The organism is Mariprofundus sp. NF, assembly GCF_013387455.1.
Classification (GTDB): domain Bacteria; phylum Pseudomonadota; class Zetaproteobacteria; order Mariprofundales; family Mariprofundaceae; genus Mariprofundus.
Genome location: NZ_VWNC01000005.1, coordinates 161,922 through 186,429, shown reverse-complemented (window position 1 = coordinate 186,429; position 24,508 = coordinate 161,922). Strand labels below are relative to the sequence as shown.

Annotated in this window: 21 protein-coding genes and 1 tRNA gene; 4 read left to right on the top strand and 18 right to left on the bottom strand. The window is 52.5% G+C overall.

Features of this window, described 5'->3' with window-relative positions; translation table 11 throughout:
* Nucleotides 1-2 precede the first annotated feature (2 nt).
* The 9 genes from F3F96_RS08975 to mutL form a co-directional block, all read right to left on the bottom strand.
* Nucleotides 3-3,209: a FimV family protein gene (locus F3F96_RS08975; protein ID WP_176962922.1), complete on the bottom strand. Its 3,207-nt coding sequence runs from the start codon at nt 3,207-3,209 to the stop codon at nt 3-5.
* 36 nt (nt 3,210-3,245) lie between these two features.
* The gene (locus F3F96_RS08970) at nt 3,246-4,283 is read right to left on the bottom strand and encodes an aspartate-semialdehyde dehydrogenase (RefSeq protein WP_176962921.1); all 1,038 of its coding nucleotides are present in this window, start codon (nt 4,281-4,283) and stop codon (nt 3,246-3,248) included.
* Nucleotides 4,280-5,362, bottom strand: coding sequence for a 3-isopropylmalate dehydrogenase (leuB, locus tag F3F96_RS08965; RefSeq protein WP_176962920.1), 1,083 nt, complete (start codon nt 5,360-5,362; stop codon nt 4,280-4,282). The genes F3F96_RS08970 and leuB overlap by 4 nt, the downstream gene beginning before the upstream one ends.
* Before the next feature lie 2 nt (nt 5,363-5,364).
* Entirely contained in the window at nt 5,365-5,823 is a 459-nt protein-coding gene (gene nrdR / locus F3F96_RS08960) for a transcriptional regulator NrdR (protein WP_176962919.1), read from the bottom strand.
* 31 nt (nt 5,824-5,854) lie between these two features.
* On the bottom strand, nt 5,855-7,114 hold the full coding sequence (gene glyA / locus F3F96_RS08955; RefSeq protein ID WP_176962918.1) for a serine hydroxymethyltransferase: 1,260 nt from the start codon (nt 7,112-7,114) through the stop codon (nt 5,855-5,857).
* A 173-nt stretch (nt 7,115-7,287) separates the two neighbouring features.
* Nucleotides 7,288-8,592: a GTPase HflX gene (hflX, locus tag F3F96_RS08950; protein ID WP_176962917.1), complete on the bottom strand. Its 1,305-nt coding sequence runs from the start codon at nt 8,590-8,592 to the stop codon at nt 7,288-7,290.
* Nucleotides 8,593-8,602: 10 nt separating this feature from the next.
* Nucleotides 8,603-9,535, bottom strand: a complete 933-nt coding sequence (gene miaA / locus F3F96_RS08945; protein ID WP_241697745.1) for a tRNA (adenosine(37)-N6)-dimethylallyltransferase MiaA — start codon at nt 9,533-9,535, stop codon at nt 8,603-8,605.
* Between the two features lie 13 nt (nt 9,536-9,548).
* Nucleotides 9,549-10,709, bottom strand: coding sequence for a cation:proton antiporter (locus F3F96_RS08940; protein ID WP_176962916.1), 1,161 nt, complete (start codon nt 10,707-10,709; stop codon nt 9,549-9,551).
* Nucleotides 10,709-12,517, bottom strand: coding sequence for a DNA mismatch repair endonuclease MutL (gene mutL / locus F3F96_RS08935; RefSeq protein WP_176962915.1), 1,809 nt, complete (start codon nt 12,515-12,517; stop codon nt 10,709-10,711). The genes F3F96_RS08940 and mutL overlap by 1 nt, the downstream gene beginning before the upstream one ends.
* Before the next feature lie 165 nt (nt 12,518-12,682).
* Between mutL and F3F96_RS08930 the strand changes: the two genes are divergently transcribed.
* Entirely contained in the window at nt 12,683-13,090 is a 408-nt protein-coding gene (locus tag F3F96_RS08930) for a cyclic nucleotide-binding domain-containing protein (RefSeq protein WP_176962914.1), read from the top strand.
* Between the two features lie 67 nt (nt 13,091-13,157).
* Here the strand turns inward: F3F96_RS08930 and F3F96_RS08925 are convergent, their stop codons facing one another.
* From F3F96_RS08925 to F3F96_RS08885, 9 genes are all read right to left on the bottom strand, one after another.
* A complete protein-coding gene (locus F3F96_RS08925) occupies nt 13,158-14,333 on the bottom strand; it encodes an alanine--glyoxylate aminotransferase family protein (protein WP_176962913.1) in 1,176 nt (391 codons plus the stop codon).
* 52 nt (nt 14,334-14,385) lie between these two features.
* Complete coding sequence (gene glcF / locus F3F96_RS08920) at nt 14,386-15,621, bottom strand: glycolate oxidase subunit GlcF (protein WP_176962912.1); 1,236 nt, start codon at nt 15,619-15,621, stop codon at nt 14,386-14,388.
* Between the two features lie 15 nt (nt 15,622-15,636).
* Complete coding sequence (gene glcE / locus F3F96_RS08915) at nt 15,637-16,701, bottom strand: glycolate oxidase subunit GlcE (RefSeq protein ID WP_176962911.1); 1,065 nt, start codon at nt 16,699-16,701, stop codon at nt 15,637-15,639.
* A complete protein-coding gene (locus F3F96_RS08910) occupies nt 16,701-18,164 on the bottom strand; it encodes an FAD-linked oxidase C-terminal domain-containing protein (protein WP_176962910.1) in 1,464 nt (487 codons plus the stop codon). The genes glcE and F3F96_RS08910 overlap by 1 nt, the downstream gene beginning before the upstream one ends.
* 81 nt (nt 18,165-18,245) lie before the next feature.
* Nucleotides 18,246-18,524 (bottom strand): peptidylprolyl isomerase, encoded by a 279-nt coding sequence (locus F3F96_RS08905; RefSeq protein ID WP_176962909.1) that lies wholly within the window; start codon nt 18,522-18,524, stop codon nt 18,246-18,248.
* A 9-nt stretch (nt 18,525-18,533) separates the two neighbouring features.
* On the bottom strand, nt 18,534-18,806 hold the full coding sequence (locus F3F96_RS08900) for a hypothetical protein (RefSeq protein ID WP_176962908.1): 273 nt from the start codon (nt 18,804-18,806) through the stop codon (nt 18,534-18,536).
* Between the two features lie 77 nt (nt 18,807-18,883).
* Nucleotides 18,884-19,615 (bottom strand): TSUP family transporter, encoded by a 732-nt coding sequence (locus F3F96_RS08895; protein WP_176962907.1) that lies wholly within the window; start codon nt 19,613-19,615, stop codon nt 18,884-18,886.
* A gap of 135 nt (nt 19,616-19,750) precedes the next feature.
* Nucleotides 19,751-20,965, bottom strand: coding sequence for a UbiH/UbiF/VisC/COQ6 family ubiquinone biosynthesis hydroxylase (locus F3F96_RS08890; RefSeq protein WP_176962906.1), 1,215 nt, complete (start codon nt 20,963-20,965; stop codon nt 19,751-19,753).
* A complete protein-coding gene (locus tag F3F96_RS08885; protein ID WP_176962905.1) occupies nt 20,965-22,212 on the bottom strand; it encodes an FAD-dependent oxidoreductase in 1,248 nt (415 codons plus the stop codon). The genes F3F96_RS08890 and F3F96_RS08885 overlap by 1 nt, the downstream gene beginning before the upstream one ends.
* 149 nt (nt 22,213-22,361) lie before the next feature.
* Between F3F96_RS08885 and F3F96_RS08880 the strand changes: the two genes are divergently transcribed.
* From F3F96_RS08880 to F3F96_RS08870, 3 genes are all read left to right on the top strand, one after another.
* Nucleotides 22,362-22,448 (top strand) — tRNA-Leu (locus F3F96_RS08880).
* 348 nt (nt 22,449-22,796) lie between these two features.
* A complete protein-coding gene (locus F3F96_RS08875) occupies nt 22,797-22,955 on the top strand; it encodes a hypothetical protein (protein ID WP_176962904.1) in 159 nt (52 codons plus the stop codon).
* Nucleotides 22,956-23,445: 490 nt separating this feature from the next.
* On the top strand, nt 23,446-24,498 hold the full coding sequence (locus F3F96_RS08870) for a type IV pilus twitching motility protein PilT (protein ID WP_176962903.1): 1,053 nt from the start codon (nt 23,446-23,448) through the stop codon (nt 24,496-24,498).
* Nucleotides 24,499-24,508 lie beyond the last annotated feature (10 nt).

Genomic DNA, 24,508 nt, shown 5'->3' with positions numbered 1-24,508 from the left:
ATTCAGGCGCTTTTATCCTTATCATCCTCATCGTCGTCATCAGCGAACTCGCTGAGCAGATGATCAAGCTCCTGTGTTGCACAGTGATCCACTTCGATCTCATCTGTATCTTCACTGAGATGATCAACCTTATCAAAAGAGAGGCCCTCAAAATCATCCTCGGAAGACTCTCCATCACCAAAGGCGGAAAATTCGCCAAGCAGATGATCAAGCTGCTGGGTAGCACCCGGATCTTCACTCGAAACAGATGAATCACTCTCCTGAGTAGCGAATGAAGCTGGCCTCTGGACGGCACTGGCAGTCGGCTCATCATCCTGATTTGCGAATGAGCCAAGCAGATGGTCAAGCTGCTGGGTAGCGCCGGGGTCTTCACTCGCTTCAGGTGTCTCATCCTCAAGGCTTGAGAATGCACTAAGAAGGTGATCAAGCTGCTGGGTAGCTTCAGGGTCTTCTTCACCCTCTGCAGGGCCCTTTTCTTCAACAGCAGCAGGAGTCAGCGCTTCAAAATCAACGCCGCTCATTTGCTCATCGCTGTCGGAAAATTCACTCATCAGCACATCCAGATGCTGGGTCGCGCCAAACTGTTCCTCATCTTCAGAGGATTCAGTAGCCGTGGCTGGAATAATCTCCTCTTCACCGTCAAACATGCCGTCATCATCACTGAATTCACCAAGTAGACTGTCCAGATGCTGTGTAGCAGTTACCTCCTGCTCAAAATCAAGACTCTCACTATCTGAAGCTTCATCCGATGCTGTTTCAGCAGGTGACTCCTCATCGCCCTCTTCAGTAAAGGCATTGAGCAGGTTATCCAGCTCCTGCGTTGCACCTATGGCTTCCAGATCCAGTGTTCCTTCATCATCAGGCAGAAGCCCCAGCGGCTGCTCACTGTTAATCTCATCATCAGCCAGAGAGATGCCCGTTGACTCTGCAGCTTCGAAATCGTCCAGAATGGAGTCGATCATCTGGGTTTCACCATCTGCAGCTGTCAGTGCAATGGTTTGACCGGCAAGATCTTCTTCATTGGTCGCAGCACCCTCAACCTCATCCTCGAAGGAAGCATCATGCAACCAGTCCATCTCCGCAAAATCATTATCATCGGCACTCTGGGATTCACCTGTTTCTTCCGGAGCAGCTGCAGCGGCCTTGGCTATATCGTCATCAAGGTCATCCAGTCCTGAGAAATCATAATCGAGCGTTGGTCCATCTGCTGATTCAACCTCTTCTGTTGTGCCAATTTCGACGTCATCACCCTGCAGCTGGTCTGCCTCGGAGGCTTCAACCACCACGGGCTCATCAGCCAGAGCTGAGAACGAGCTTGTCGCTGTTTTATACGCTGCCAGTCCGGCCCCGCTAAGCGCAGCCAGCGCAGCAATATTGGCCTGATTGAAGAGTCCAGCGTCACCTTTGGCAAACAGCAACTCTGCCTTGCGGATATGTGCATCCGAATTGTCTCCGTTCAAACGCAGCGCCAGATCAAGCTGCTGCAGTGCCTCATCTTCCATACCATAACGGATATAGACATCCGCCTCAGAGAGGTAGTCAACATTAGGATCAGCATCTTCCATTGAACCGAAATCAAACGGCACCATTTCAGCCGTGTCGGTATCGGTTAACTCATCAGGGAAATTGTCGATCGAATCAAACAGGTCGGACTCTTCTTCAACAGCATCAACGGCTTTCTGAGCAGCCGTTTCTGCAACAGGTTCATCCTGTTTCGTTTCAGCAGGTGGCTGTTGCGCTGTTTCAGGCTCAATATCCAAGCTTGCTGTGGCCTGTTGCGGCTCTCCGACAGAAGCTTTCTCTTCAATCTCAGGCTCAACTACTGCAGCAGACGGGTGAGCAGGTTCTCTGCGCATCAGCAACACAACCACTATCAGTAAAACAACCACCAGTGCAATCAGCAGCCAGATCACCCAATCCATGGCACCGGCATCCTGCTGGGCGGCGGTTTGGGCCTTTGCTTTTTCAAGTTCGCCCTGCATACGGGCCATCAGTATTTCCAAACGTTTCACATTGGCATCAGATGCGGCCGTAGCAGCCTGATCAACCTTCTGACTCAGTGCAGCAATACTCTGCTCGCTCTGCTCAAGCTTCTGCTGCAACAGCTCATTCTGTTTCTGCAGTTCAGCCAGCAGCGCAGTCGTTTCAGCGATGGCTTTGGCAGCACTCTCATCAACCGCAAGCGCAGGCTGCTGATCAACTATTCCTGATTCAGCACCATCCTGTGCAGTCGTTCCGTCACCACTATCGGCTGCTTTCTCCTCTGCAATCTCGGCAGTGGCTACTGCCACCGGTGCAGCGGCTACACCATCAGCCTGTTCACCCATACGTACACGCTTGGAGTAGCGGGTACGCTGAACTTCTGCTTCTGCCGCATAACGTGGCTGCCTGTTCAGCTCTTTCCACTGTTTTTCATGCTCGGTAAAAAGCTTGTATGCATCTTTGGCTGAAATTGACTCAACCTCAGTTGCTGTCGGCACATCAAGGAAACGACCCTTCATCAGCAGGTTCATATTACCTTTATCAAATTTAGACCTGTTCTTCTCAAACAGAGCAGCCATCACCTGCGACATTGTATATCGCTGATCAACACGCAGACGCTGAGAAACTGTGGAGAGCATATCACCACGAACAATCGGGCCGTAACGAGCGGTTCTGGCCCAGCCTTCAAAATATTGAACATCGGCAACAGCCGGTGCCGCTTCAACTTCAGTGGCAGCCACTGAGGCCTGTTCGGTCACAGAGCTGTCCATCGGTGTTACTTCATGAACAGTCGGAACCGGCGGCTTCTCTGCAGCCTGAACAACAGTTTTCGGTGCCTCAAGGAAGACTGGATATTTTTTGAAATTGGCCACGCGACCATGACGGATTTTTATGATCAGATTAAAAAACGGGGCTTTAATAGCGGTGCGTGACGTGAGCTTAACACGCACACCACGGGCATCACTCTCAAGATCAGCACGAATAGCGCTGAGCTCAGGATCACGGTAAACCTCGAAAATCTTGTAATCAGAAGCTGCCGCAATTTCGACATACAGCTTGGAGACCAGTTCATTGGCATCCAGTGTAAGAGGGATTTCAGCAAAAAACGGTTCACTCAGACGTGAGTTAACCTCAATCTTTTCAAGGGATGCGGCATATGCGCCACCCGCCATCAGTAGCGCAACAGCCAAACAGACCAGCCGAAAGATATGCTTTACTTGAATCATTTTGCGCCCCTCCATCATCTCACAGGAGCTATTCTCCTAAGAGTGACGAATCAGAATTTCCGCTATCTGTACAGCATTTAGAGCCGCACCTTTACGTACATTATCGGCAACAACCCATAAATGCAAAGAATTCGCACAGGAATCATCGTTACGAATTCGGCCCACCCAGACCGGATCAGTGCCGGCAGCCTCACTCGGCATCGGATAGTCCTCTGCAGATGGATCATCAACCACACAGATACCTTCGGCATCGGCAAGCAGTTGACGTGCCCTCTCGGCATCCATCGGAGCGGAAAAGGTGATGTTTACCGCTTCCGAATGGCCGTAGAATACAGGCACACGAACCGTCGTTGCTGTGACGGCGATCTCAGATTCCATGATCTTCACCGTCTCATCCATCATTTTGCGCTCTTCTTTGGTGTAACCATCGTCCATAAACACATCGATCTGTGGAATCACATTAAAAGCGATGCGGGCAGGGAAAACATTCACTTCCGCGCTCTTGCTGCTGAGCAACTGCATGGTCTGCTTGGCCAGCTCATCAATGGCTTTACCGCCAGCACCTGAAACCGCCTGATAGGTCGTCACCACAACACGTTTGATCGGTACTGCCCTATGCAGCGGTTGCAGCGCTACAACCATCTGAATGGTTGAGCAGTTGGGATTGGCTATAATCTTGTTCTCACGCGCCATCTCCAGCGCATGCGGATTCACCTCCGGCACAACCAGAGCGATCTCTTCATCCATGCGCCAGGCACTGGAGTTATCAATCACATAACAGCCAGCCGCTGCAAAACGCGGCGCATGCTCTTTTGATGTGCCACCACCTGCTGAGAAGAGTGCAATATCGACACCGCTCGGATCAAAAGTTTCCAGATCCTGAACAACGTACTCTTTACCTTTGAACTCAATGGTAGAGCCGGCACTGCGGCTGGATGCCACCGGAAAGAGCTCATCTACAGGGAAGTTACGCTCAGCAAGAATCTCCAGCATGGTCTGACCGACCGCGCCGGTTGCTCCGACTACTGCAACAACATATCCCTCATCTTTTTTCGGCAGAAATTGCTCGCTCACGCCAGAGCCTCCAGTGCTTCACATACGGCATCACCCATGCCGGAACAGCTAACAAATGCCCCACCATCAGCAAGATCAATGGTGCGCACACCTGCATTGAGGGTATTCTCCACCGCCTGTTCAATCTTGTCGGCCAGATCAGCGCGATCCAATGAGAAACGTAACATCATCGATACTGAGAGAATCGTTGCCAGCGGATTGGCTTTGTTCTGGCCGGCGATATCAGGGGCAGAGCCATGAATCGGCTCATACATGGCATACTCCACACCAATCGAAGCCGATGGCAGCATACCGATAGAGCCGGTCAGCATGGAGGCCTCATCAGAGAGGATATCGCCAAACATATTGGTCGTTACAATCACATCAAACTGCTTGGGATTGCGGATCAACTGCATGGCAGCATTATCCACATACATGTGTGAGAGCTCGACATCAGCATACTCAGCAGCATGCAGTTCAGTCACCACTTCACGCCAGTATTCAGTGGCTTCAAGCACATTGGCCTTATCAATCGAGCAGACCCGGTTGGAGCGCAGGCGTGCCGCCTCAAAAGCCTTGCGGGCGATGCGCTGAATCTCGGAGGTTTTGTAGGCAAGCGTGTTAAAGCCACGTTTTTCACCGTTGGGCAGCTCTTCAATGCCGCGTGGCTGACCGAAATAGATACCGGAGACCAGTTCACGTACCACCAGAATATCAACACCGCTGATCACTTCAGGTTTAAGGGTTGAAGCATTCACCAACTGCTCAAACACCTTGGCTGGACGATAGTTGGCAAACAGACCGAGATCTTCGCGAATGCGCAGTAGTCCGGCTTCAGGACGCAGAGGTTTGTCCAGTGGTTCCCATTTCGGGCCACCTACAGCACCAAGCAGTACCGCATCCGATGCCTTGACCAGCTTCTGGGTTGCCTCCGGATAGGGATCACCGGCCACGTCGTAACCGACACCACCAATCGTTCCCTCTTCCCAGCTGGCATCAAGGCCGAAGCTGCGGTTAAGCACCTCAAGGACTTTCAACGCCTCATCGACGATCTCTTTTCCGATACCATCACCGGGCAACACTGCAATCTTTACAGACATCTCTACTCCTTCTTTCCAACTACGGTTTTTACCGCCGCCAGAAAATCATCCACATCTTTAAACTCTCTATACACAGAGGCAAAACGCACATAGGCCACACCATCAAGCCTGCGCAACTGCTCCATGACAAAATCACCAACGCTCTGAGCCGCAATCTCCGACTCACCCTGCTCCTGCACCGCCCGCAGCACCGCATTGACACCCTTCTCCAGCGCCTCAGCCGAAACCGGCCGTTTCTCCAGCGCCTTCTGCATACCGGAATGAATTTTACCGATACTGAATGCCTGTCGTGCACCATCCTTCTTCACCACCAGCGGCAGCTTGAGCTCGGCACGTTCAAAACTGGAAAAGCGTTTGCCGCATGACTCACACTCACGCCTGCGGCGCACCGCGGCACCATCTTCTACGACACGAGAATCCACCACGCGGGTATCATCATTGGCACAATAAGGGCAATACATTCAGATCAACTACTGACAGCGACGATATCTCTTAATCTTCGTAAATCGGAAAACGGTCAGTCAGTTTGCGCACATCTTCAAATACGGCTGCATGTACAGCTGCATCTTCGGGTGCATTCAATACCTTGAGAATCATCTCACCAATCAGGGCTGCATCAGCTTCCAGCATACCACGGGCAGTCACCACAGAAGCACCGATACGGATACCGGAGGTGACAAACGGTGATGCAGGATCAAACGGAATAGTGTTCTTGTTGGTGGTAATGCCTGCCGCTTCCAGAGCCTCTTCAGCCTGTTTGCCGGTGATCCCCTGTGGACGCACGTCAACACGGAACATATGACAATCGGTACCGCCGGAGACAATACGCAAGCCACCCTCAGTCAGGGTTGCTGCCAGTGCGCGTGCATTGGCGATCACCTGTTTCTGATCAGCTTTAAACTGCTCACCGAGTGCTTCGCCAAAAGCCACAGCCTTGGCAGCAATGACATGCATCAACGGACCACCCTGAATGCCGGGGAATATACGCGAGTTGATCTTTTTATAGATCTCCGCATCGTCGGTCAGAATCATGCCGCCGCGTGGACCACGCAGGGTTTTATGGGTAGTGGTGGTAATCACATGCGCATGACCTACCGGGCTCGGATAGACACCGGCAGCGATCAGGCCTGCATAATGCGCCATATCCACCATCAGGATCGCACCTACGGAATCAGCAATTTCGCGCATACGGGCAAAATCGAAACCACGCTCATATGCTGATGCGCCACCGATGATCATCTTAGGGCGCTGAACCTCTGCCATCTTCGCCATGACATCGTAATCGATCAGTTCGTTATCCTTGCGAACACCATAAGCGACAACCTCATAGAGGCGACCGGAGAAGTTTACAGGTGAACCGTGGGTCAGGTGACCTCCGTGAGAGAGATCCATACCCATGATGGTATCACCGGGGTTCAACAGCCCCATAAACACAGCCATATTGGCCTGAGAACCTGAATGCGGCTGCACATTGGCATATTTCACGCCAAACAGCTCACAGGCACGCTGCTGCGCCAGGGCTTCAACCACGTCAACATGCTCGCAACCACCGTAGTAACGACGTCCAGGATAACCTTCGGCATATTTGTTGGTCATCACAGAGCCCTGCGCCTCCATCACGGCACGGGAAACAATATTCTCACTGGCGATAAGCTCCAGTGTGTGCTGCTGGCGACCTAGCTCGGCTGCAATGGCATCTTTAACCACTGTATCAGCAAGCGGGGCATTAAAAAACTGACTGCGATCGGACATGAAAACTCCTGAAAAATAAGAAAAAAGGCAGTGTTATCACACCCCTTTTTACGCTACTCCCGACTCATGAGGAATTCGGGGCGCGTATTATGGCGAATCGAAGCTGTTACGTCACCTTCGACTTCCACCTATGTGATCACTCATGTGATCAATCGGCTGTAGAGCCGATTTTGCTACTGCAATCGGTGCAGCTCTCCATCAAGTACAAGACGCCCGGCATCAGCAGGATTCATGCGCACCACCACATCAATGACCGACTCATCCACGGATTTGGAGAGCACGGAACCGTGCTGGTAACAGAAGGCGAGCGAGCGACCATCAGAGAGATCAAACTTCAGATGCAGCTCATGCATCTCCTGTTTCAACCAGTCAGAGAGCAGCTCAATCAACTCATCCACCCCGTCACCGGTAATAGCTGAGAGGGCGATGCGACTGCCTGCCACTGTCTCTGCCCGAAAACTCTGCAATCCGGGAGCCAGATCCTTTTTGTTCATCACCTCAAGTATAGGTGGCGCCAGATCGCCAACCAGACCAAGCTGCTCCAGTGTCTCATCAACCACCTTGGCCTGTTCAGCCAGCATCGGATCAGCAGCATCACGCACATGCAGAATCAGATCAGCCTCGATCACCTCTTCAAGGGTGGCACGAAAGGCATCAACCAGCTCATGTGGCAGCTCCTGCACAAAACCCACCGTATCAGAGAGCATCAACCGCAGGCCACCGGGAAGCTCCAGCAGCCTCAAGGTCGGATCAAGCGTGGCAAACAGCTGATCTGCGACATAGACACCTGATTGGGTCAAATAGTTGAAAAGTGTCGATTTTCCGGCATTGGTATAACCCACCAGTGCAACGGTGGGGATATCCTTCTTCAGCCGCCCTGCCCTCTGCGTCGCACGCATCTGACGCACCTTATCAAGATCCTTCTCCAGTGACCGGATCTTGACCCGGATCATACGCCGATCCAGCTCAATCTGACGCTCACCCGGACCACCCATAAAACCAAAGCCACCACGCTGACGCTCCAGATGGGTCCAGCTGCGCACCAGTCGTCCCAACTGATAGTTCAGGCTGGCCAGCTCCACCTGCAATACACCTTCACGGGTGCGGGCCCGTGATGCGAAAATCTCCAGAATAAGACCGGTACGATCCACCACCTTGGCATTCCACGCCTTCTCCAGATTACGCTGCTGTACCGGTGAGAGCGGATGATCCACAAACACCACGACAGCTTCATGTATCTCAACCTGCAGACGTATCTCTTCGACCTGACCTGAACCGAGCAGTGTGCCGGGAATCGCCCTGCGCACGCCAAAACGAAAGGAGTTCACCAGTTCACAACTACTACTCTCAACAAGACGGATAAACTCTTCAGCACGCGCCTTCCATGCGTAATCACCAATGCGTCTACTGGCTAGCTCCGGGTGCACACAGATAGCAACATCCGGTGCCTGCTGGGTATCGTTCATCTCAACACTCATCGTTCAACACTCATCTATTCTGTAGCTGCTCCATGATTTTTTCTTGCAACTGATCCGCACTGCCATGCAGAGCATCAGGTGTCTGGTGGTTAAACCAGGTCACCTGCCGCTTGGCATATCGCCGTGTGGCTGTGACAGCATCACTGATCGCTTTCTCCAGCGTCAATTCACCCTTGAGATGATCAAGCAACTGCCGGTATCCCACCGCCCGCATCGCAGGGTGGGTATCAACAAGATTCAAACCTGCTAACCAGCGAACCTCGTCCAGCCAGCCTTTCTCCATCATCAACTGAAAACGGTCAGCAATACGCTGGCGCAGAATCTCACGCTCAACATCAAGCACAAACACCGGACAGTCGATCGCCACCACCTGAGCAGAGGCCTCTGCCTGCCAATCAGCCAGTGAACGTCCCGTACTCTCCAGCACACAGAGGGCACGCATAATACGCTGGCTATCACCGGCCTTCAGCCGCTCCGCCATCACCGCATCATGCTGCTGCAGGTAGCCATACAATCCTTCAACACCCTCTACCCAGTGCATCATCTCAAACTTTTTACGTATCTCCGGCTTCTCATCAGGAATATCGGCAAAACCTTCCAGCAGCGCTTTAAGATAGAGCCCTGTACCACCGACAATCAGCGGTATGCGCCCCGCCGCATTTTCGCTGGCGATTTTCAGCCGCGCCTCTTCGGCCCAGCGTGCTGCCGAATAGTGATCAGGCAACTCACAGCAATCGACAAGAAAGTGGCTTACTTCACTACGCTCATCGGCAGTTGGTTTGGCTGTGCCTATATCCAGCCCGCGATAGAGCTGCATCGAGTCACAACAGATAATCGAGCTCTGCGCTGCTTTAGCCACCTGAAGCGCCAGCGACGACTTACCCGTAGCTGTAGCGCCCATCAATGCAACGGCTGACAATTTCACTTCATTAGCTCTGTTCAATGTTTTACCGCCTTCATATGACACCCCTCATTCGGGCAAAACGTTTAATGATCGACAGCCATAACGGGCTTAACATTAGGGTCAGTGCAATCACCAGCACAGTCATCGAGTGTTGGGCTTCATTGATCAAGGCCACATGCATGCCGACAGCAGCCAGCAGAAATGAGAACTCTCCGATCTGACTGAGCAGACCGGCAGTGATCAGTGATGACTCCCAATCTTCTCCCAGCGCCTTCATAACAAAAACATTAGTACCTGCATTAAACATAAAGACCAGCAGTGTGGCGCCCAGCACCAACTGCCAGTGCGCCAGCAGCACCTCGATCTCGACAAGCATGCCGACAGAGAGAAAAAACATCGCCATAAATATGACCTGTACCGGACCTAGATGTTCATGCACCCATTTGGACTGATCTGAGGAAGCCAGCAGCACCCCGGCCAGAAAAGCACCCAATGCAGGAGAGAGGCCCAGCCAGCCGGTCAGCGAAGCAGAACCGAGACAGAGGAGCAGGCCAAGCATCATCCGGTGCTCATAACTGCCCAACAGCGCCTCAGGTATATGAAAACGATTACTACGCATCAGCCAGAAGACAAATAGAAGGATGGCAACACCACCAGCCACCTGCACAGCAATGCCTGAAACCGAGATATCATCACCACTGCCAAGCATACTGAGGATGATCATCATCGGAATGATCGCCATATCCTGAACAAGCAATACACCCAGCGCACTCTGCCCCATTGGCAGCTCCAGCTCTCCGGAGTCCTGCAACATCCTCAAAACAACGGCAGTACTGGAAAGGCTGATAATAAAACCGTAGAGCACACCCTGCTGCCAGCTCATATCAAAAATAAGAGCCAGGCCAACACAGGCAACAACACTGATAATAATCTGAATATTGGTGCCGACAAAGGCCACCTTCCAACCCTGCATCAGGCGCGGAATAGAGACCTCCATACCGACAAAAAAGAGCAGCATGATCACACCTATCTCACCAATACGTGTAACCAGATCATGATCTTCAATCACAGCAAACCCGGAAGGTCCGATAACAATGCCGGTAAGAATATAAGCGACCACAATCGGTAACTTCACCCGCATCGCGACATAAGCCATGAGCATGGAGAAAAACAGCACAATGGTGATCACCAGAATCACCGGATCAAGATGCACTACTCTTTCCTTCCAAACAGACGATCCAGATCATTGAGCGACAGACTGACATAGGTGGGGCGACCATGATTACACTGGGCGATATTGGGGGTGAGCTCCATCTCGCGCAGCAGCGCCTCCTGCTCCTCATGGGAGAGCAGGCGACCGGATTTAATTGAACCTTTACAGGCGCGATTACCCAACCAGCGCTCAAGAATGCGCCCCAGTCCGCGACCATCAGCTTCAGAGTCAGCCCCGATCAGCATGATGCTCTCTACAAGCTCGGCTACCAGTTCGACAGCCGGTTCGCGCACCAGCATGGCTGGCACAGCACGAATCAGAAACAGCTCATCACCACTAATCTCAAGCTCCACACCAAAGGGTTGCAGCTCTTCGGCGTGTTCATGCAGCCAGGCCGCCGTTTTTCCATCAGTCTGTAGTGACTCAGGGGTCAACAGCTTCTGACTGGATACTTTTTTACCCGCCAGCTGCTTCTTTAATTTTTCGTAGGTCATGCGCTCGTGTGCCGCATGTTGATCAACAAGGATCACACCCGCTTCGGTCTGAGCCAGAATGTAACAGCGGTGAATCTGGGCCAGCGGATGACCCAAGTCAGGCTGCCCATTCATGCCATACTCCGAAGCAGGTTCCGCAACCCGTGGAGAAGAGAAAAGCATGGATTGCACATCTCTCGGCATTGATGTCGATGATGGAGGTCTGAAATCACCGGATGCAAAACGTGGCATACCGCCACCCGAAGAAGCTGCACCTGTTGCCCCCCCTCCATACTGCATCGAACGCATCGCCTGATCGGTAGTTGTAGATGAAACGGATTTTCCGAACTGTTCAATCGCGGCACGAATGCAGGATATCACCCCTGCCCGAACAGCCTGCGGCGATCTGAAGCGCACCTCGCGCTTGGCCGGATGTACATTGACATCAACATCCGCCGGGTCGATCTCAATGCTGATCACTGCCACAGGATAGCGGTCATGGAACATCACATCGCGGTAACCTGCACGCACGGCTGCCAGTAGTTGTTTGTCGCGAATCACACGCCCATTGACCATAAACAGCATGCGCGTGGAGTCGCGATGGTGGAATGTCGGCAAACCCAGATGGCCGGAGATCTGCATCCCCTCATGTTCGATAGCCATCTCGATACTATTGTCGGCAAAATCACCACCCAGAATCGCCATCACGCGCGATCGCTCATCCTGTGGTGAAAAATCAAAACGTTTGCGACCATCAAGCTCCAGCAGCATGGCCACCGATGGATTGGCCAGGGCCAGTGAGCGGAACACCTCAACAATCGCGGCATCCTCGGTTTTGTCGGTGCGCATAAAATTCAGCCGTGCAGGTGTGTTGAGAAAGAGATCAAGCACCTCGATGCGGGTGCCTTTGCGAGGCGGGGCCGGACGCACCTCGGTAGTGCCACCACCATCTACGCGCACCTCAACCCCTTCACTGCTGCCTGCCAGAGCCGTCTGCATACGAAAACGTGAAACCGAAGCGATCGAAGGCAGCGCCTCTCCGCGAAAGCCGTGGCTGGCGATCAGATGCAGATCTTCCGAGCTCTCAATTTTACTGGTGGCGTGGCGCTGCAGTGCCAGTTCGGCATCCGCAGCACTCATGCCACAGCCGTCATCCTCAATCACAATCGACTTTTTGCCTGCGCCAGTGATGCGCACAACAACTCTGCTGGCACCGGAATCAAGTGAGTTCTCCACCAGCTCTTTGACTGCAGAGGCAGGACGCTCCACCACTTCACCGGCAGCGATCTGGTTGGCCACCTGTGGTGAAAGAATATGTATCAGTTGATCAGGCATCAGCTAGCTCAGAGAGAGAGAGGCAAACAGTGATAATGGAGCTCCTTAATAGTAGAAGTAGCGCAAATCTGCTTTTTTTAATGCAAACAATCCACCTTCATAATCAAAAGGTGCACATCCCTAATTGATCTCTAGAGTGTTGCGATTCTGAAACAGGGGTCTGATATGATTGATACGGCAAACACTATAACATTGATGAAGGGCAACCCCCTTTTTGCCCCTCTGCCTGCCGAAGGTTTAGCTCTGATGGCTGATCACAGCACCATTACAACATTCAGCTCCGATGAAAAACTGATCGAAGAGAATGGTGAAAACAGATCGCTATTCCTGCTGATTTCGGGAAGTGTGAAAGTGATCTCCAATGGTACCGAAGTGGACAGGCAGCAGGCTGGTGATACCGCCGGTGAGGTATCAATGTCAAAGATCAGCCCACCTGTAGCTGATGTCATTGCCGTTGGTGAAGTAGAGGCCATTCTGTTTCCAACTGAAACCATTGATGCCGCTTGCAGCCAATACCCTGCGTTTGCCAAGCTACTGCGTGATACGGCTATGAAAAAGGTTTACGACAGGTAATTCAGGACTGAAAACCAATCAATATTGAAGCATGCCCAGGGCAATATATACCCCGGGCATATCTTTATTATTCGTACGCGGCCAGCGCTGCGGCTACAGCAACACCATTGTTCACCGGTGCATCTACCCGGCCTAGCACCTCATCAAGTGCAGCCAGACATTTCAGCACATTATCCTTGCGTGCGGCATAACCCATCAGTCCGATACGCCATACCGTGCCTGCCATAGGCCCAAGCCCTGCCCCGATCTCAAGATTATAGTCATTAAGCAGAGCACCACGCACTGCGGCATCATCAACACCATCGGGAATAGTTACGGCATTAAGTTGGGGCAGCCGCTCCGCCTCAGGCACCACAAATGAGAGCCCCAGCGCTTCAAGGCCTGCCTTCAGTGCATTGTGATGCAGGCGATGTCTGGTCCATGAGTTCTCCAGCCCCTCCTCCTGCAGAATCACCAGCGACTCATGCAGTGCATAGAGGGTATTAACCGGGGCGGTATGGTGGTAAGCGCGCTTGGCACCCTGCCCCCAGTAACCCATCACCAGATTCAGATCGAGGAACCAGCTCTGCACCGGCGATTTACGCCCTTTGATCACCTCAATAGCGCGCTCATTAAACGAAACAGGCGACAGGCCCGGAACACAGGACAGACACTTCTGGGTGCCGGAGTAGATCGCATCCACGCCCCACGCATCGACACGCAGCTCGGTACCGCCGAGCGAGGTGACCGTATCAACGATGGTCAGGCAGTCATATTGATGTGCCAGCTCCACGAGTGTTTTCACATCCGAGGATGCGCCGGTTGAAGTTTCAGCATGTACGAAGGCAACCACCTTCGCCTCCGGATGTCCTTTAAGTGCATCTTCAAGTTTGTTGGCATCGACCGCCCTGCCCCACTCATCCTGTACCATCACAGCAGTAGCACCACAGCGTTCGACATTCTCTTTCATGCGACCACCAAAAACACCGTTCTGGCAGACAATCACTGTATCACCGGGTTCGACTAGATTGACGAAGCAGGTCTCCATGCCGGCAGAACCGGGTGCGGAGACTGGAATGGTCAACTGATTCTCAGTCTGGAAGGCGTACTGCAGCAACTCCTTCATCTCATCCATCATAGCAACAAACATCGGATCGAGATGGCCGATGGTTGGCCTCGCCATCGCCTGGGATATTCGCGGATTTACATCCGAAGGGCCGGGCCCCATCAGCGTGCGTTGTGGTGGATAAAATGATGTTGTCATGTTCTACCTCTCTATTTGGCTGGCTACAGACTAGAAAAAATATTCGCCTGCATCACCCTCTATCTGTTTGTGGTTTTTCGTACAACTCAGCCAGCAACTCAATCCAGTGTACCACCGGAATCTCGCTGCCAGCCTCTATCTGTTTCATGCAGCCGATATTGGCCGTGGCAATGCGAGCTGGTTGCCCTGCCTCAAGTGACTCTATTTTATTCATACTCAGCGCCTCGCCAATCTCAGGTTGCAGTAGCGTATAGGTTCCAGCTGCACCGCAGCAGAGGTGGCTGTTATTGACAGCTACAAGCTCATAGCCTGCTTTGCTAAGGATCGCCTCGACAACACCGCTCAGCTTCTGGCCATGCTGTAGCGTACATGACGCGTGGAAAGCGATTTTCTCACCATCACCATTTGTTGCAGGCAGTTCCTGCCTGGCTATCAATTCAGAAATATCAGCAGTTAGTGCTGAAATCTGCTTTGCCTTCTCTGCATATGCCGGATCGTTACGCAGCAGGTAGCCATACTCTTTAAGCTGCAGGGCACAGGCACTTGCAGTAGAAATGATCGCCTCTACACCTGCTTCAAGATAAGGCCACCAGTGGTCGATATTGCTACGCATACGTTTATGTGCGGCATCGGTTGCATTCAGATGATGCTCCAGCGCCCCGCAACACTGGGCCATGCCTGTGCGCTGCACCGAAATCCCTGCCCGATCCAGGACAATAGCCGCAGCACGGTCGATGCCCGCATCAAGCACCGGCTGCACACACCCCTCGATCAACAACACCTTGCGCTCATGCCTGAGCTGCGGCCAATTCAGCGGGGTCTGAGAAACAGATGGAAGCGAAGCTTTCAACCGCTTTGGCAGCAGTGGTTTAATAAGAGATGCCCCCTTAAGCAACAATGAAAAACGAGCCCGATTGGGAAGCAGGGCCACCATAGCTTTACGGTGAAGCCGCTCACCCATTGGTCGCTCAGTTCCCGCCTCACACAGTTCACGACCAATATCGAGAAGATGGGCATATTCAACACCGGATGGACAGGTCGATTCACAGCTGCGACAGGTGAGACAACGATCAAGATGGTCACGTGTCTTGTCGGTAACGCTACCGCTCTCCAGCATCTCCTTGATCAGGTAGATGCGCCCGCGTGGCCCGTCCAACTCATCGCCAAGCAGCTGGTAGGTCGGGCATGTTGCGGTGCAGAATCCACAGTGCACGCAGGAGCGCAGAATACGATCTGCCTCTCTACCTGCTTCACTGGCCAGTTTCTCAGCTGGAATCTTCGTCTGCATCCTAGGACCTGCTCACTATATTTCCCTGTACATACGGCCGGGATTGAGGATCGCCTTAGGATCAAACGCCGCTTTCAGTCGCTTTTGCAGAAGCATCTGACCGCCACTCAGTGGTGCAAACACTTGCCCGCTTCGATCACCGCCACGAAATAGCGTGGCATGGCCACCGGCTGCAGAGGCAGCTGCAAAGATCTGCTCAGCAGGAAGATCTGAGATCAACCAGCGCTGTGCTCCACCCCAACCGATAAACCAGTCTGCATCTTTTGCGTCAGCAAGCAGCGGATGTTCAGCATCTGACGGCACGGAGAGACGCCATAGTGGTCGCGGACCGTCGAAAAAAGGTAGTTGATGCTCGCGAATATCTTTCCAGAGCTGCAGGCCATCCTCGTAAATCTCTCCACCGATCAGACCAGCTGATTTTCTAACTGCCGATTCAGTGCCACAGATTCGGAAATAGATCCGCTCACCATCTGCAGCCATGGCCGTGACCGGCAGTGGCGTGCCTGCCCAGCGGTTCATCAGACCGATTGCACGCTGATAGTCAGCTTCGATCGCCAGGGTCTGTTCAGCCTGCCTGTGCGGCAACACCTTCAGCGAAACCTCAAGCAACACGCCGAGTGTACCAAGGCTACCGGCCATCACCCTTGAGAGATCAAATCCGGCGACATTCTTCATCACCTCGCCACCAAAGCGCATCTCCTCACCCTTACCATTGACCATGCGGCAACCGAGTACAAAATCGCGGCATGCCCCTGCATAAGGCCTGCGCGGCCCTGAGAAACCGCAGGCAATCGTGCCGCCGAGGGTTGCATCATCACCAAAGTATGGTGGATCGAATGGCAGCCGTTGGCGATGCCCATCCAGAGCATCAGCAATCTCGGCAAGCTTTGTGCCTGCGCCTGCGGTAATCACCAACTCTGTCGGCTGGTAGGAGACAATGCCGCTATTACCGGAAACATTCAGCGCTTCACCTACAGCTTCGCGGCCGTACCAGGACTTTGTTCCGCCACCAATAATATTGAGTGGAGAACAATCGTTATAGGCTTGTTCGATCTGCTGCCGGACCTCAATAGCATTCATCAGAAACGCTCCAGCTCCGGATGCGGTAGCTCTCCGTTGTGGACATGCATGCGGCCAAGTTCGGCGCAGCGATGCAGTGTTGGTACCGCCTTACCGGGATTAAGCAGACGATCGGGATCGAAGGCATCTTTGACAGCAAAGAACTGGGCAAGCTCCAGCGCACCAAACTGCACGCACATCGAATCAAGCTTCTCCATGCCTACACCGTGTTCACCGGTGATGCTGCCGCCCGAGACCACGCAGAGTTCCAGAATCTTTGCACCAAACTCTTCAGTGCGCTCAAGCTCTCCCGGCTTGTTGGCATCATAGAGGATTAACGGATGCATATTGCCGTCACCTGCATGGAATACGTTGGCAACCGGCAAATTGTACTCCTCAGACCACTCGGCGATGCGGCGCAACACATTCGCCAGTGCCGATTTAGGAATGGTGCCGTCCATACAGTAGTAGTCAGGAGCAAGTCTTCCCACCGCCGGGAACGCCGCCTTGCGCCCTGCCCATAACTGCAGCCGTTCCGCCTCATTGGCGCTGGTTTTCATCGCTGTGGCTCCAGCTTCACGCAAAACCTGCTGCACAGCAGCAATATGATCGCCCACCCCCTCAAGTGTGCCATCAAGTTCACAGAGCAGGATCGCTTCAGCATCGGTGGGATAACCTGCATGGGCAAAGGCCTCAGCCGCCGAAATCGCAAGGCGATCCATCATCTCCAGTCCTGCCGGCACGATGCCAGCCGCAATGATATCGGCAACGCCCTGCCCAGCCTTTTCGATATCGTCAAAGGCGGCCATCACCACCTGTGCAACTTCAGGCTTGGGTAACAATTTTACAGTCACCTCAACAATCACCCCGAGCAGCCCTTCCGAGCCGTGCATCAGGGCGAGAAAATCATAACCCGGTGTATCGAGTGCTGCGCCGCCAAGTTCGATCAGTTCACCTTCCATGCTAAGCATCTTCAGCCCCTGCACATTATGTACAGTCAGCCCATATTTAAGGCAGTGCACCCCGCCAGAGTTCTCGGCTACATTACCACCAATGGTACATGCAATCTGGGAACTTGGATCAGGAGCGTAGTAGAAACCGAGATGATCAACCGCCTGCGAGATTGCCAGGTTACGCACACCGGGCTGTACGACAGCGGTCCGGTTATCCGAATTAATCGAGAGAATCTGATTGAATTTGGCCAGCGAAAGCACCACTGCATCGGCAAGTGGCATGGCACCACCTGATAAACCTGTGCCTGCACCCCGGGCCACCACTTCGACCTTTTCTGCATGGCAGAGCTTGAGTGTTGCAGCGACCTGTTCAACCGTCTCTGGCAGTACAACCAGTGCAGGCAGTTGGCGATAGACAGAGAGCCCGTCACACTCATAAGGGCCGAGCTCTTCACGGCTGGCAAGAATAGAAGTTGCAGGCAAAAAACCAGCCAGCCGCTCTATTAAGTTATCTTTTTTCTCCCCGTCCATAACCCAATATCATGAAACAGAGTCGATCATTCGTCCACCCCACATTATGAACGGTTAATTATAAGTCAGATGCTGTTAACGCTAATTTCTGAAATAGACAACCACCAGATGATAGCCGAACTTTGTTTTGATCGGTCCGTGCACTTTCAGCAGAGCCTGTTTGAAGATGACACTCTCTATCGTTTTAACCAGCTGCCCCGGATAGATCTCACCGAGATCACCATCCCTCTTCTTTGACGGGCAGGTGGAATACTTTCGTGCCAGCTTGCCGAAATCTTCACCCCTGGCCAGCCGCTGTTTCAGCTTTTCAGCTTCATCCTTTGTTTTGACCAGAATATGTTTCGCCATTGCACTTTTCATGCACGTCCCCTAGCCATCTACCCGATGATATTTGAAAATCATCACCAGTATCAGCAGGCAACACGTTGTACCGAAAACCGATACAGCCACCATCAGCCATTGATCCAGATGCGAGTAGTATGCGGTGAAAGTGGCCGATGCGGCAGCAAACACCATCCACTGCAGTCGGGAGAGTCCATCCACATCACGCGTTTTATAGGTGATGCGAAGCTGATCCACAAAACCGAGGGTAAAAGCCAGTGCTGCCAGTGAGCCCATCATTTGCCACAGATCAATATCCACTTACTACCTCTTCTATCTTTAACACGTCAGCTTCATCACTATTGATGAGAAGCGCGCACCCTTCTGTGAATCTCAAATTAACGCAACAATCCGACGATACAGATCAGAACCAAAGCTCCGCCAATGGCCTGCTTGAAGGTGGCGGCATCTCCAGCCATCAGGTGGTCGTGCATTTTCAGGCCGATGACATGGCCAATAGCTGCGCACGGCAGCAGCCAGAGATGGTGTAACCACCAGAAGTCGACATCTGCCCAGAGCAGCACGGAGAGTTTAATCACCACCAGCATAAACCAGAGCACAAACAGCGTATTACGCAGCTGATCCTTAGCCACATGCTGGGTGAATACCGCCACAATCAATGGGGCACCGATCAGTGAGACACCTGCAGCATAAGCGCCACTGATCAGCAGTGAGAAATCCACCCAGGGTTTATGACTGCTGATCTCAAATTTAAAGAGATAACATAAGGCATAAAAAAGTGTAGTGAGATAGACAAACACCACCACCCACTTCGAAGGCAGTGTCAGCAGCCCGAACACCCCGATCAGCATCGGTATAATCATGATGGCAAAGGCTTTTTTCAGATAGTGCCAGTTCACATGATTGAAACGGGAGCTAAGGGTAATGGATGAGAAGAAGAGCAGGTGCACACCGATCAACGGCAGCCAGATAAGCGCATCATCAACCACCAGAAGAAGCAGTGGCAGACCAAGGGCTGCACCGCCAAAGCCGAGGCCGGAGCGCACAAATCCGGTCCAGACAAATATCAGTGCCGTAGCAACATATTGCCAGCTTTGCAGCTCATCCATGTTAAAACTCAGTTAATCCGAAAAGCTATTGGAGTGGTTCAGTTTGATGCGATGCAAGACGTTTTGAGCGCAGTGTGCTACAAGCACATAAGCGAAAAACAACACCGCAGCGCGCAAACTGAGACACTCCGGCACCTAACTGATCTGTTTAGGAACAGGCAGCGACAGCCCTGTCGAGTTGCGCATCAAAAGCTGTTTAATTGCTCCGGAATTACCCATCAGGCGCATACCCAGTCCCCGCACCTCTTTCAGCCCGGGAATGGTGCCGGTAAAAATCTGATGTAAGCCTTCCATCGACCCCATCACCGAGAGCACATCAGGCATGCGCTGCTTCATGTAACGCTCCAACACATCCATCTCTCCCCAATCCTCATCAAAGCGTTTGGCATCGGAGATCTCCTGCGCCAACACCATCGCATCACGCAGACCCAGATTCACACCAAGACCAGCCAGTGGATGAATACAGTGTGCCGCATCGCCAACCAGTGCCACACGCTCACGCACAAAGTGTTTGGCCAGTCGGCCAATCAGCGGAAATGCTGCCCGCTCACCCACTTCAGTGATGCGACCCAAAACCGGACCGAATGTGAGATTGAGTGCATCAAGGAATGCGGTCTCATCCATAGCCATCAGCCGATCCGCTTCAGAGAGCTCAGCGCTCCAGACAATCGAGCAGAGACCGTCGGTCATCGGCAGCATCGCCAGTGGCCCAGTGGGCAGAAAACGCTGATAGGCAATGCCGTTGTGACCGCGTTCAGGACGCACTGTAGCGACAATACCCTTCTGTTTGTAATCACGTTCCCAGACACCGATCCCAGCCTGCTGACGCACCCATGAACGCCCGCCATCAGCACCGACAACCAACGGCGTGGTCAACAGCCGGCCATCGGCCAGTTTAACTTCGACATGTTCTTCCAGCCATTCAATATTGGCTATCTCAGCCGGAGAACAGAACTCAACATGATCGCTCTCCAGCAGCGCTTTATGCATCGCCCGTTGCGTGGCCGAGTTCTCAATCAGATAACCGAGCACCTCTTCACCAATTTCGCTGCCTTCAAAGCGGATACCGCCCTGCTCCTGGTTATCCCAGATACGCATACTGCGCATCGGCCCTGCATCTTTTTTGAGATAATCCCAAACACCCAAACCCTGCAGAATTTTCACATTGCCCATGACAATGGCAGAGACACGGCAGTCGCGATCCAGTGATTTGAAAACCGGCGGCTCACCGCGTTCAACAATGATAATATGCAGCCCGGAATGACGCAGTGCACAGGCAAGGCCAAGCCCCACCATACCACCACCAACAATAATCAGATCAGCGTGATCGGCATGAATTGATGATGACATTATCTATCTCCCGGTAACTGCATCTGCCCTATGCCTGATGCCTGTCTGAGCAGCAGCGAGGAGAGGCTAGGCGCTGCCGGAAGTTTCTCCAGCCCCAAACCACGCAACCATTTTGCACCTGGAACTTCACTACCAAAAATGTGTGACATCGATTCTGTAAACCCTGCAACAGCCAGCACATCCGCACGCCGTTTCTCGGCATACCCCTGCAGAATAATTGGCTGGCCCGGATCACTATGGGCCAGTTCACCATCCAGCATAGTCACCAGATCCTCAACATCCCTGAAACCGAGATTCATACCCTGCCCTGCTACCGGATGAATGGTGTGGGCCGCATTGCCTACCAGTGCCAAACGCGGATTGACAAACTGTTTGGCGATGGAGAGCTCCAGAGGATAAGTAGCACGTGGTGAGGTAGCTGTTATCGCGCCGATACGATCCATGGTCGTTTGGCCTGCTGCACGCTGAAGTGCCGAGATAAATGCTTCATCACTCATGGCAAGAAGTTGCGATGCCTCTGCCGGAGCCGCAGCCCAGACAATGGAATAACGTCCGTCTGCCAACGGTAAAAACGCCAGCGGGCCGGATTTTCTAAAACATTCATGGGCCGTGTCGTTATGCCCATGCTCACACGTTACCGATGCAACCAGGCCAAAGCGATTATAATCCCAGCCGTTCAGGCCAATGCCTGCCATCTGACGAATCTGGCTATGGGTGCCATCAGCAGCCACCAGCAGCGATGCCTTTAACACGGTTTGTTGGTCTTCAGTTTGTTGGTCACCCATACGCAGCGTAATATCAACATCATTCTGATTGATGGTATAGGCGTTGAGTGTGGCTCCACAAAACAGCTCGACTGATGAATTTTCCAGAAGTTCATAGATCGGCTTGAGTAACAGCCCCATCTCCACGACATAACCGAGTTCCTGCATAGCCGGTGCAAAAGAAGAACCGTCAGCAGCATCAAGATCAACCCGACCACGGTTACCCGGTTCAGTGACAACAATATGCCTGATATTGCCAACGCCCAGTTCAGCTACACCCGGCCAGATGCCCAGAGCGTCCAGATGAGATCTGGAACCATAGTTCAGGGCGATCACCCGTTCCGGGTTTGAAGAGCTAAAGGCTGGTTTGAAGCGTTCGATGATAGCAACACGGTAATTCAACTGATCAAGCTGTAGTGCCAAGGTAGCACCGACAGCACCACCACCGACAATGACAATGTCAAACTGTTGGACTCCACCCATGCCTACTCCCCCGATCCAGATGTATCCGCATTATCCTTGCGGGTTTAAAAAGGATTGCAAGCTGCGAGCAAACCCCTGCTCTGCAGCTTGACACTTTCATAAGAGATGACAATGCTTCGCGCCGTCTCCGACAAGTTCACAATTGCAATGCCTGAGTGGTGGAATTGGTAGACACCCGGGATTCAAAATCCCGTGCCTTCACAGGCGTGCCGGTTCGACTCCGGCCTCAGGTACCAGCAAGCAACTTTAGAATTAATAATTCAAAAGTTGCGCGCTAGTGAAAATAAAAAATGAAGATTAATAATGTTTGAATTCCGCGATAGGAAGCAATGATTCATCATTGCTATCTCGCATTAACAGACATCCCTTATACTTTTATGAGCACGATAGGAAGAAGCGCTGTGCGCTTCTATCTAGCCTTAACTCCAACCTTTTTCTAAAAACACAACATCGTTTTCTCACACCAAATCGAGCCTATGTACCAAACCCACCCACCTTGTCTCCTTTGTGACCTGCCCCACAGATAGAGCGCTCATCTACGCAGAAAGTTGGCCTTGTTAAGTTAGCGAAACAAGGAGACCGATATGCCTACAGCGATGCACATGCACTACCACAACACCCACAAACACGAAGCCCTGGCTTTCATTCCTGAAAAATATCGCGACACAGTGAAAATTGCCCTGCTGGTGCCAACCGGCCTGGCCGCCCTGACTATCTTCCTACTACTTGGTCAGAGCATGTAACCCTCCTCACGCTTTCGAAACAGTGAAAAACTACGTCCATGTAGTCTTTCACTACGCAAAGGCAAAAGCGTGGTTTTTCCTTTGCTCACAAAATCAAGCATTTACCATGCATGATTTTGGCAGGCCATCCGTAGCCTGCACGGATACTCTGAGTTTTCAGAGCATCCTTATTAAACTGGCAAGGCCTGATCTCTCAGCGCCAGCCACAATCCAGCTCCCCGGATGAACCTGACAGGCAGACCAGCTTATCAGGTTCATCCACCCCCCCCTTCTCTGATCCAATTTTTGATCCAATTACTGACACAACGCTTACATCCCCCTCTTCTCCCTTCACCACAACAATCATCAAACCCTCAAAGTGGCAACAATCTTGCGTCTGTTTTTCATCTGAAAAACAGCCTTATCTTGCCTTTCAGAACTTGCTAGCAGAGGAGAAGACTCTTATGCTCTGCTAAACGGTTCTGCCGGCTTAAGCACCTTTGGAGGGATCATGGAAGTATCGGAACTACTTGCCTTTACTGTAAAAAATAACGCTTCGGACCTGCACCTCTCATCCGGCGAACCACCGATGATCCGTATTCATGGCGACATGACACGCATCAAAATGCCACCGGTTGATAAACGTGATGTTCAGGCCATGGTCTATGACATCATGAGTGATGCCCAACGCAAGGCCTTTGAAGAGCATCTTGAGCTCGACTTCTCATTTGCGCTCGGTGATATCGCCCGTTTCCGTGTTAATGTATTTGAGCAGCGGCGTGGCATGGGTGCGGTGTTCCGTGTGATTCCCAGTGAAGTTCTGACCCTTGAGAATCTGAAGTGCCCTGAAGTTTTCAAAGAGATCGCCATGACCCCACGCGGCATCTGCCTGGTCACCGGCCCCACAGGTTCAGGTAAATCCACCACCCTTGCGGCGATGATTGATCACCGCAATGAGAGTGAACGCGGCCATATTCTCACCATCGAAGACCCGATTGAGTTTGTACACAAATCCAAAAACTCACTGATCTCACAACGTGAGCTTGGCCCACATACCCGCTCCTTTGAGAATGCACTACGCAGCGCCCTGCGTGAAGATCCCGATGTGGTGCTGGTTGGTGAGCTTCGTGATCTGGAGACCATTCGCCTTGCCCTCACCGCTGCTGAAACCGGACACATGGTGTTCGGCACCCTGCACACCTCATCAGCACCTAAAACCATCGACCGTATCATTGATGTCTTCCCTGCTGCAGAGAAGGAGATGGTGCGCTCCATGCTTTCTGAATCCATTCGCGCTGTGATCTCACAGACACTGCTTAAAACAGCAGATGGTAATGGTCGTGTCGCAGCCCATGAGATCATGATCGGCACGCCGGCCATCCGCAATCTCATCCGCGAAAACAAAATTCCCCAGATGGTTTCAGTGATGCAGACAGGCCAGCGAGATGGCATGCAGACGCTCGATTCCAATCTGCAGATGCTGGTGAAAAGCAGAAAAATAACCCAGCAGGCAGCGCTTGAAAAAGCCGCCAACAAGAAACTCTTTGGTGGTGGAGCCGTTTAGTTTTGACCTC

Coding starts and splice junctions, on each gene's coding strand:
- F3F96_RS08975 (WP_176962922.1), bottom strand. CDS start 3,209: ATGATTCAAGTAAAGCATATCTTTCGGCTGGTCTGTTTGGCTGTTGCG.
- leuB (WP_176962920.1), bottom strand. CDS start 5,362: ATGTCTGTAAAGATTGCAGTGTTGCCCGGTGATGGTATCGGAAAAGAG.
- nrdR (WP_176962919.1), bottom strand. CDS start 5,823: ATGTATTGCCCTTATTGTGCCAATGATGATACCCGCGTGGTGGATTCT.
- glyA (WP_176962918.1), bottom strand. CDS start 7,114: ATGTCCGATCGCAGTCAGTTTTTTAATGCCCCGCTTGCTGATACAGTG.
- hflX (WP_176962917.1), bottom strand. CDS start 8,592: ATGAGTGTTGAGATGAACGATACCCAGCAGGCACCGGATGTTGCTATC.
- mutL (WP_176962915.1), bottom strand. CDS start 12,517: ATGCCTGATCAACTGATACATATTCTTTCACCACAGGTGGCCAACCAG.
- F3F96_RS08930 (WP_176962914.1), top strand. CDS start 12,683: ATGATTGATACGGCAAACACTATAACATTGATGAAGGGCAACCCCCTT.
- F3F96_RS08925 (WP_176962913.1), bottom strand. CDS start 14,333: ATGACAACATCATTTTATCCACCACAACGCACGCTGATGGGGCCCGGC.
- glcF (WP_176962912.1), bottom strand. CDS start 15,621: ATGCAGACGAAGATTCCAGCTGAGAAACTGGCCAGTGAAGCAGGTAGA.
- glcE (WP_176962911.1), bottom strand. CDS start 16,701: ATGAATGCTATTGAGGTCCGGCAGCAGATCGAACAAGCCTATAACGAT.
- F3F96_RS08910 (WP_176962910.1), bottom strand. CDS start 18,164: ATGGACGGGGAGAAAAAAGATAACTTAATAGAGCGGCTGGCTGGTTTT.
- F3F96_RS08905 (WP_176962909.1), bottom strand. CDS start 18,524: ATGAAAAGTGCAATGGCGAAACATATTCTGGTCAAAACAAAGGATGAA.
- F3F96_RS08895 (WP_176962907.1), bottom strand. CDS start 19,615: ATGGATGAGCTGCAAAGCTGGCAATATGTTGCTACGGCACTGATATTT.
- F3F96_RS08890 (WP_176962906.1), bottom strand. CDS start 20,965: ATGTCATCATCAATTCATGCCGATCACGCTGATCTGATTATTGTTGGT.
- F3F96_RS08885 (WP_176962905.1), bottom strand. CDS start 22,212: ATGGGTGGAGTCCAACAGTTTGACATTGTCATTGTCGGTGGTGGTGCT.
- F3F96_RS08875 (WP_176962904.1), top strand. CDS start 22,797: ATGCCTACAGCGATGCACATGCACTACCACAACACCCACAAACACGAA.
- F3F96_RS08870 (WP_176962903.1), top strand. CDS start 23,446: ATGGAAGTATCGGAACTACTTGCCTTTACTGTAAAAAATAACGCTTCG.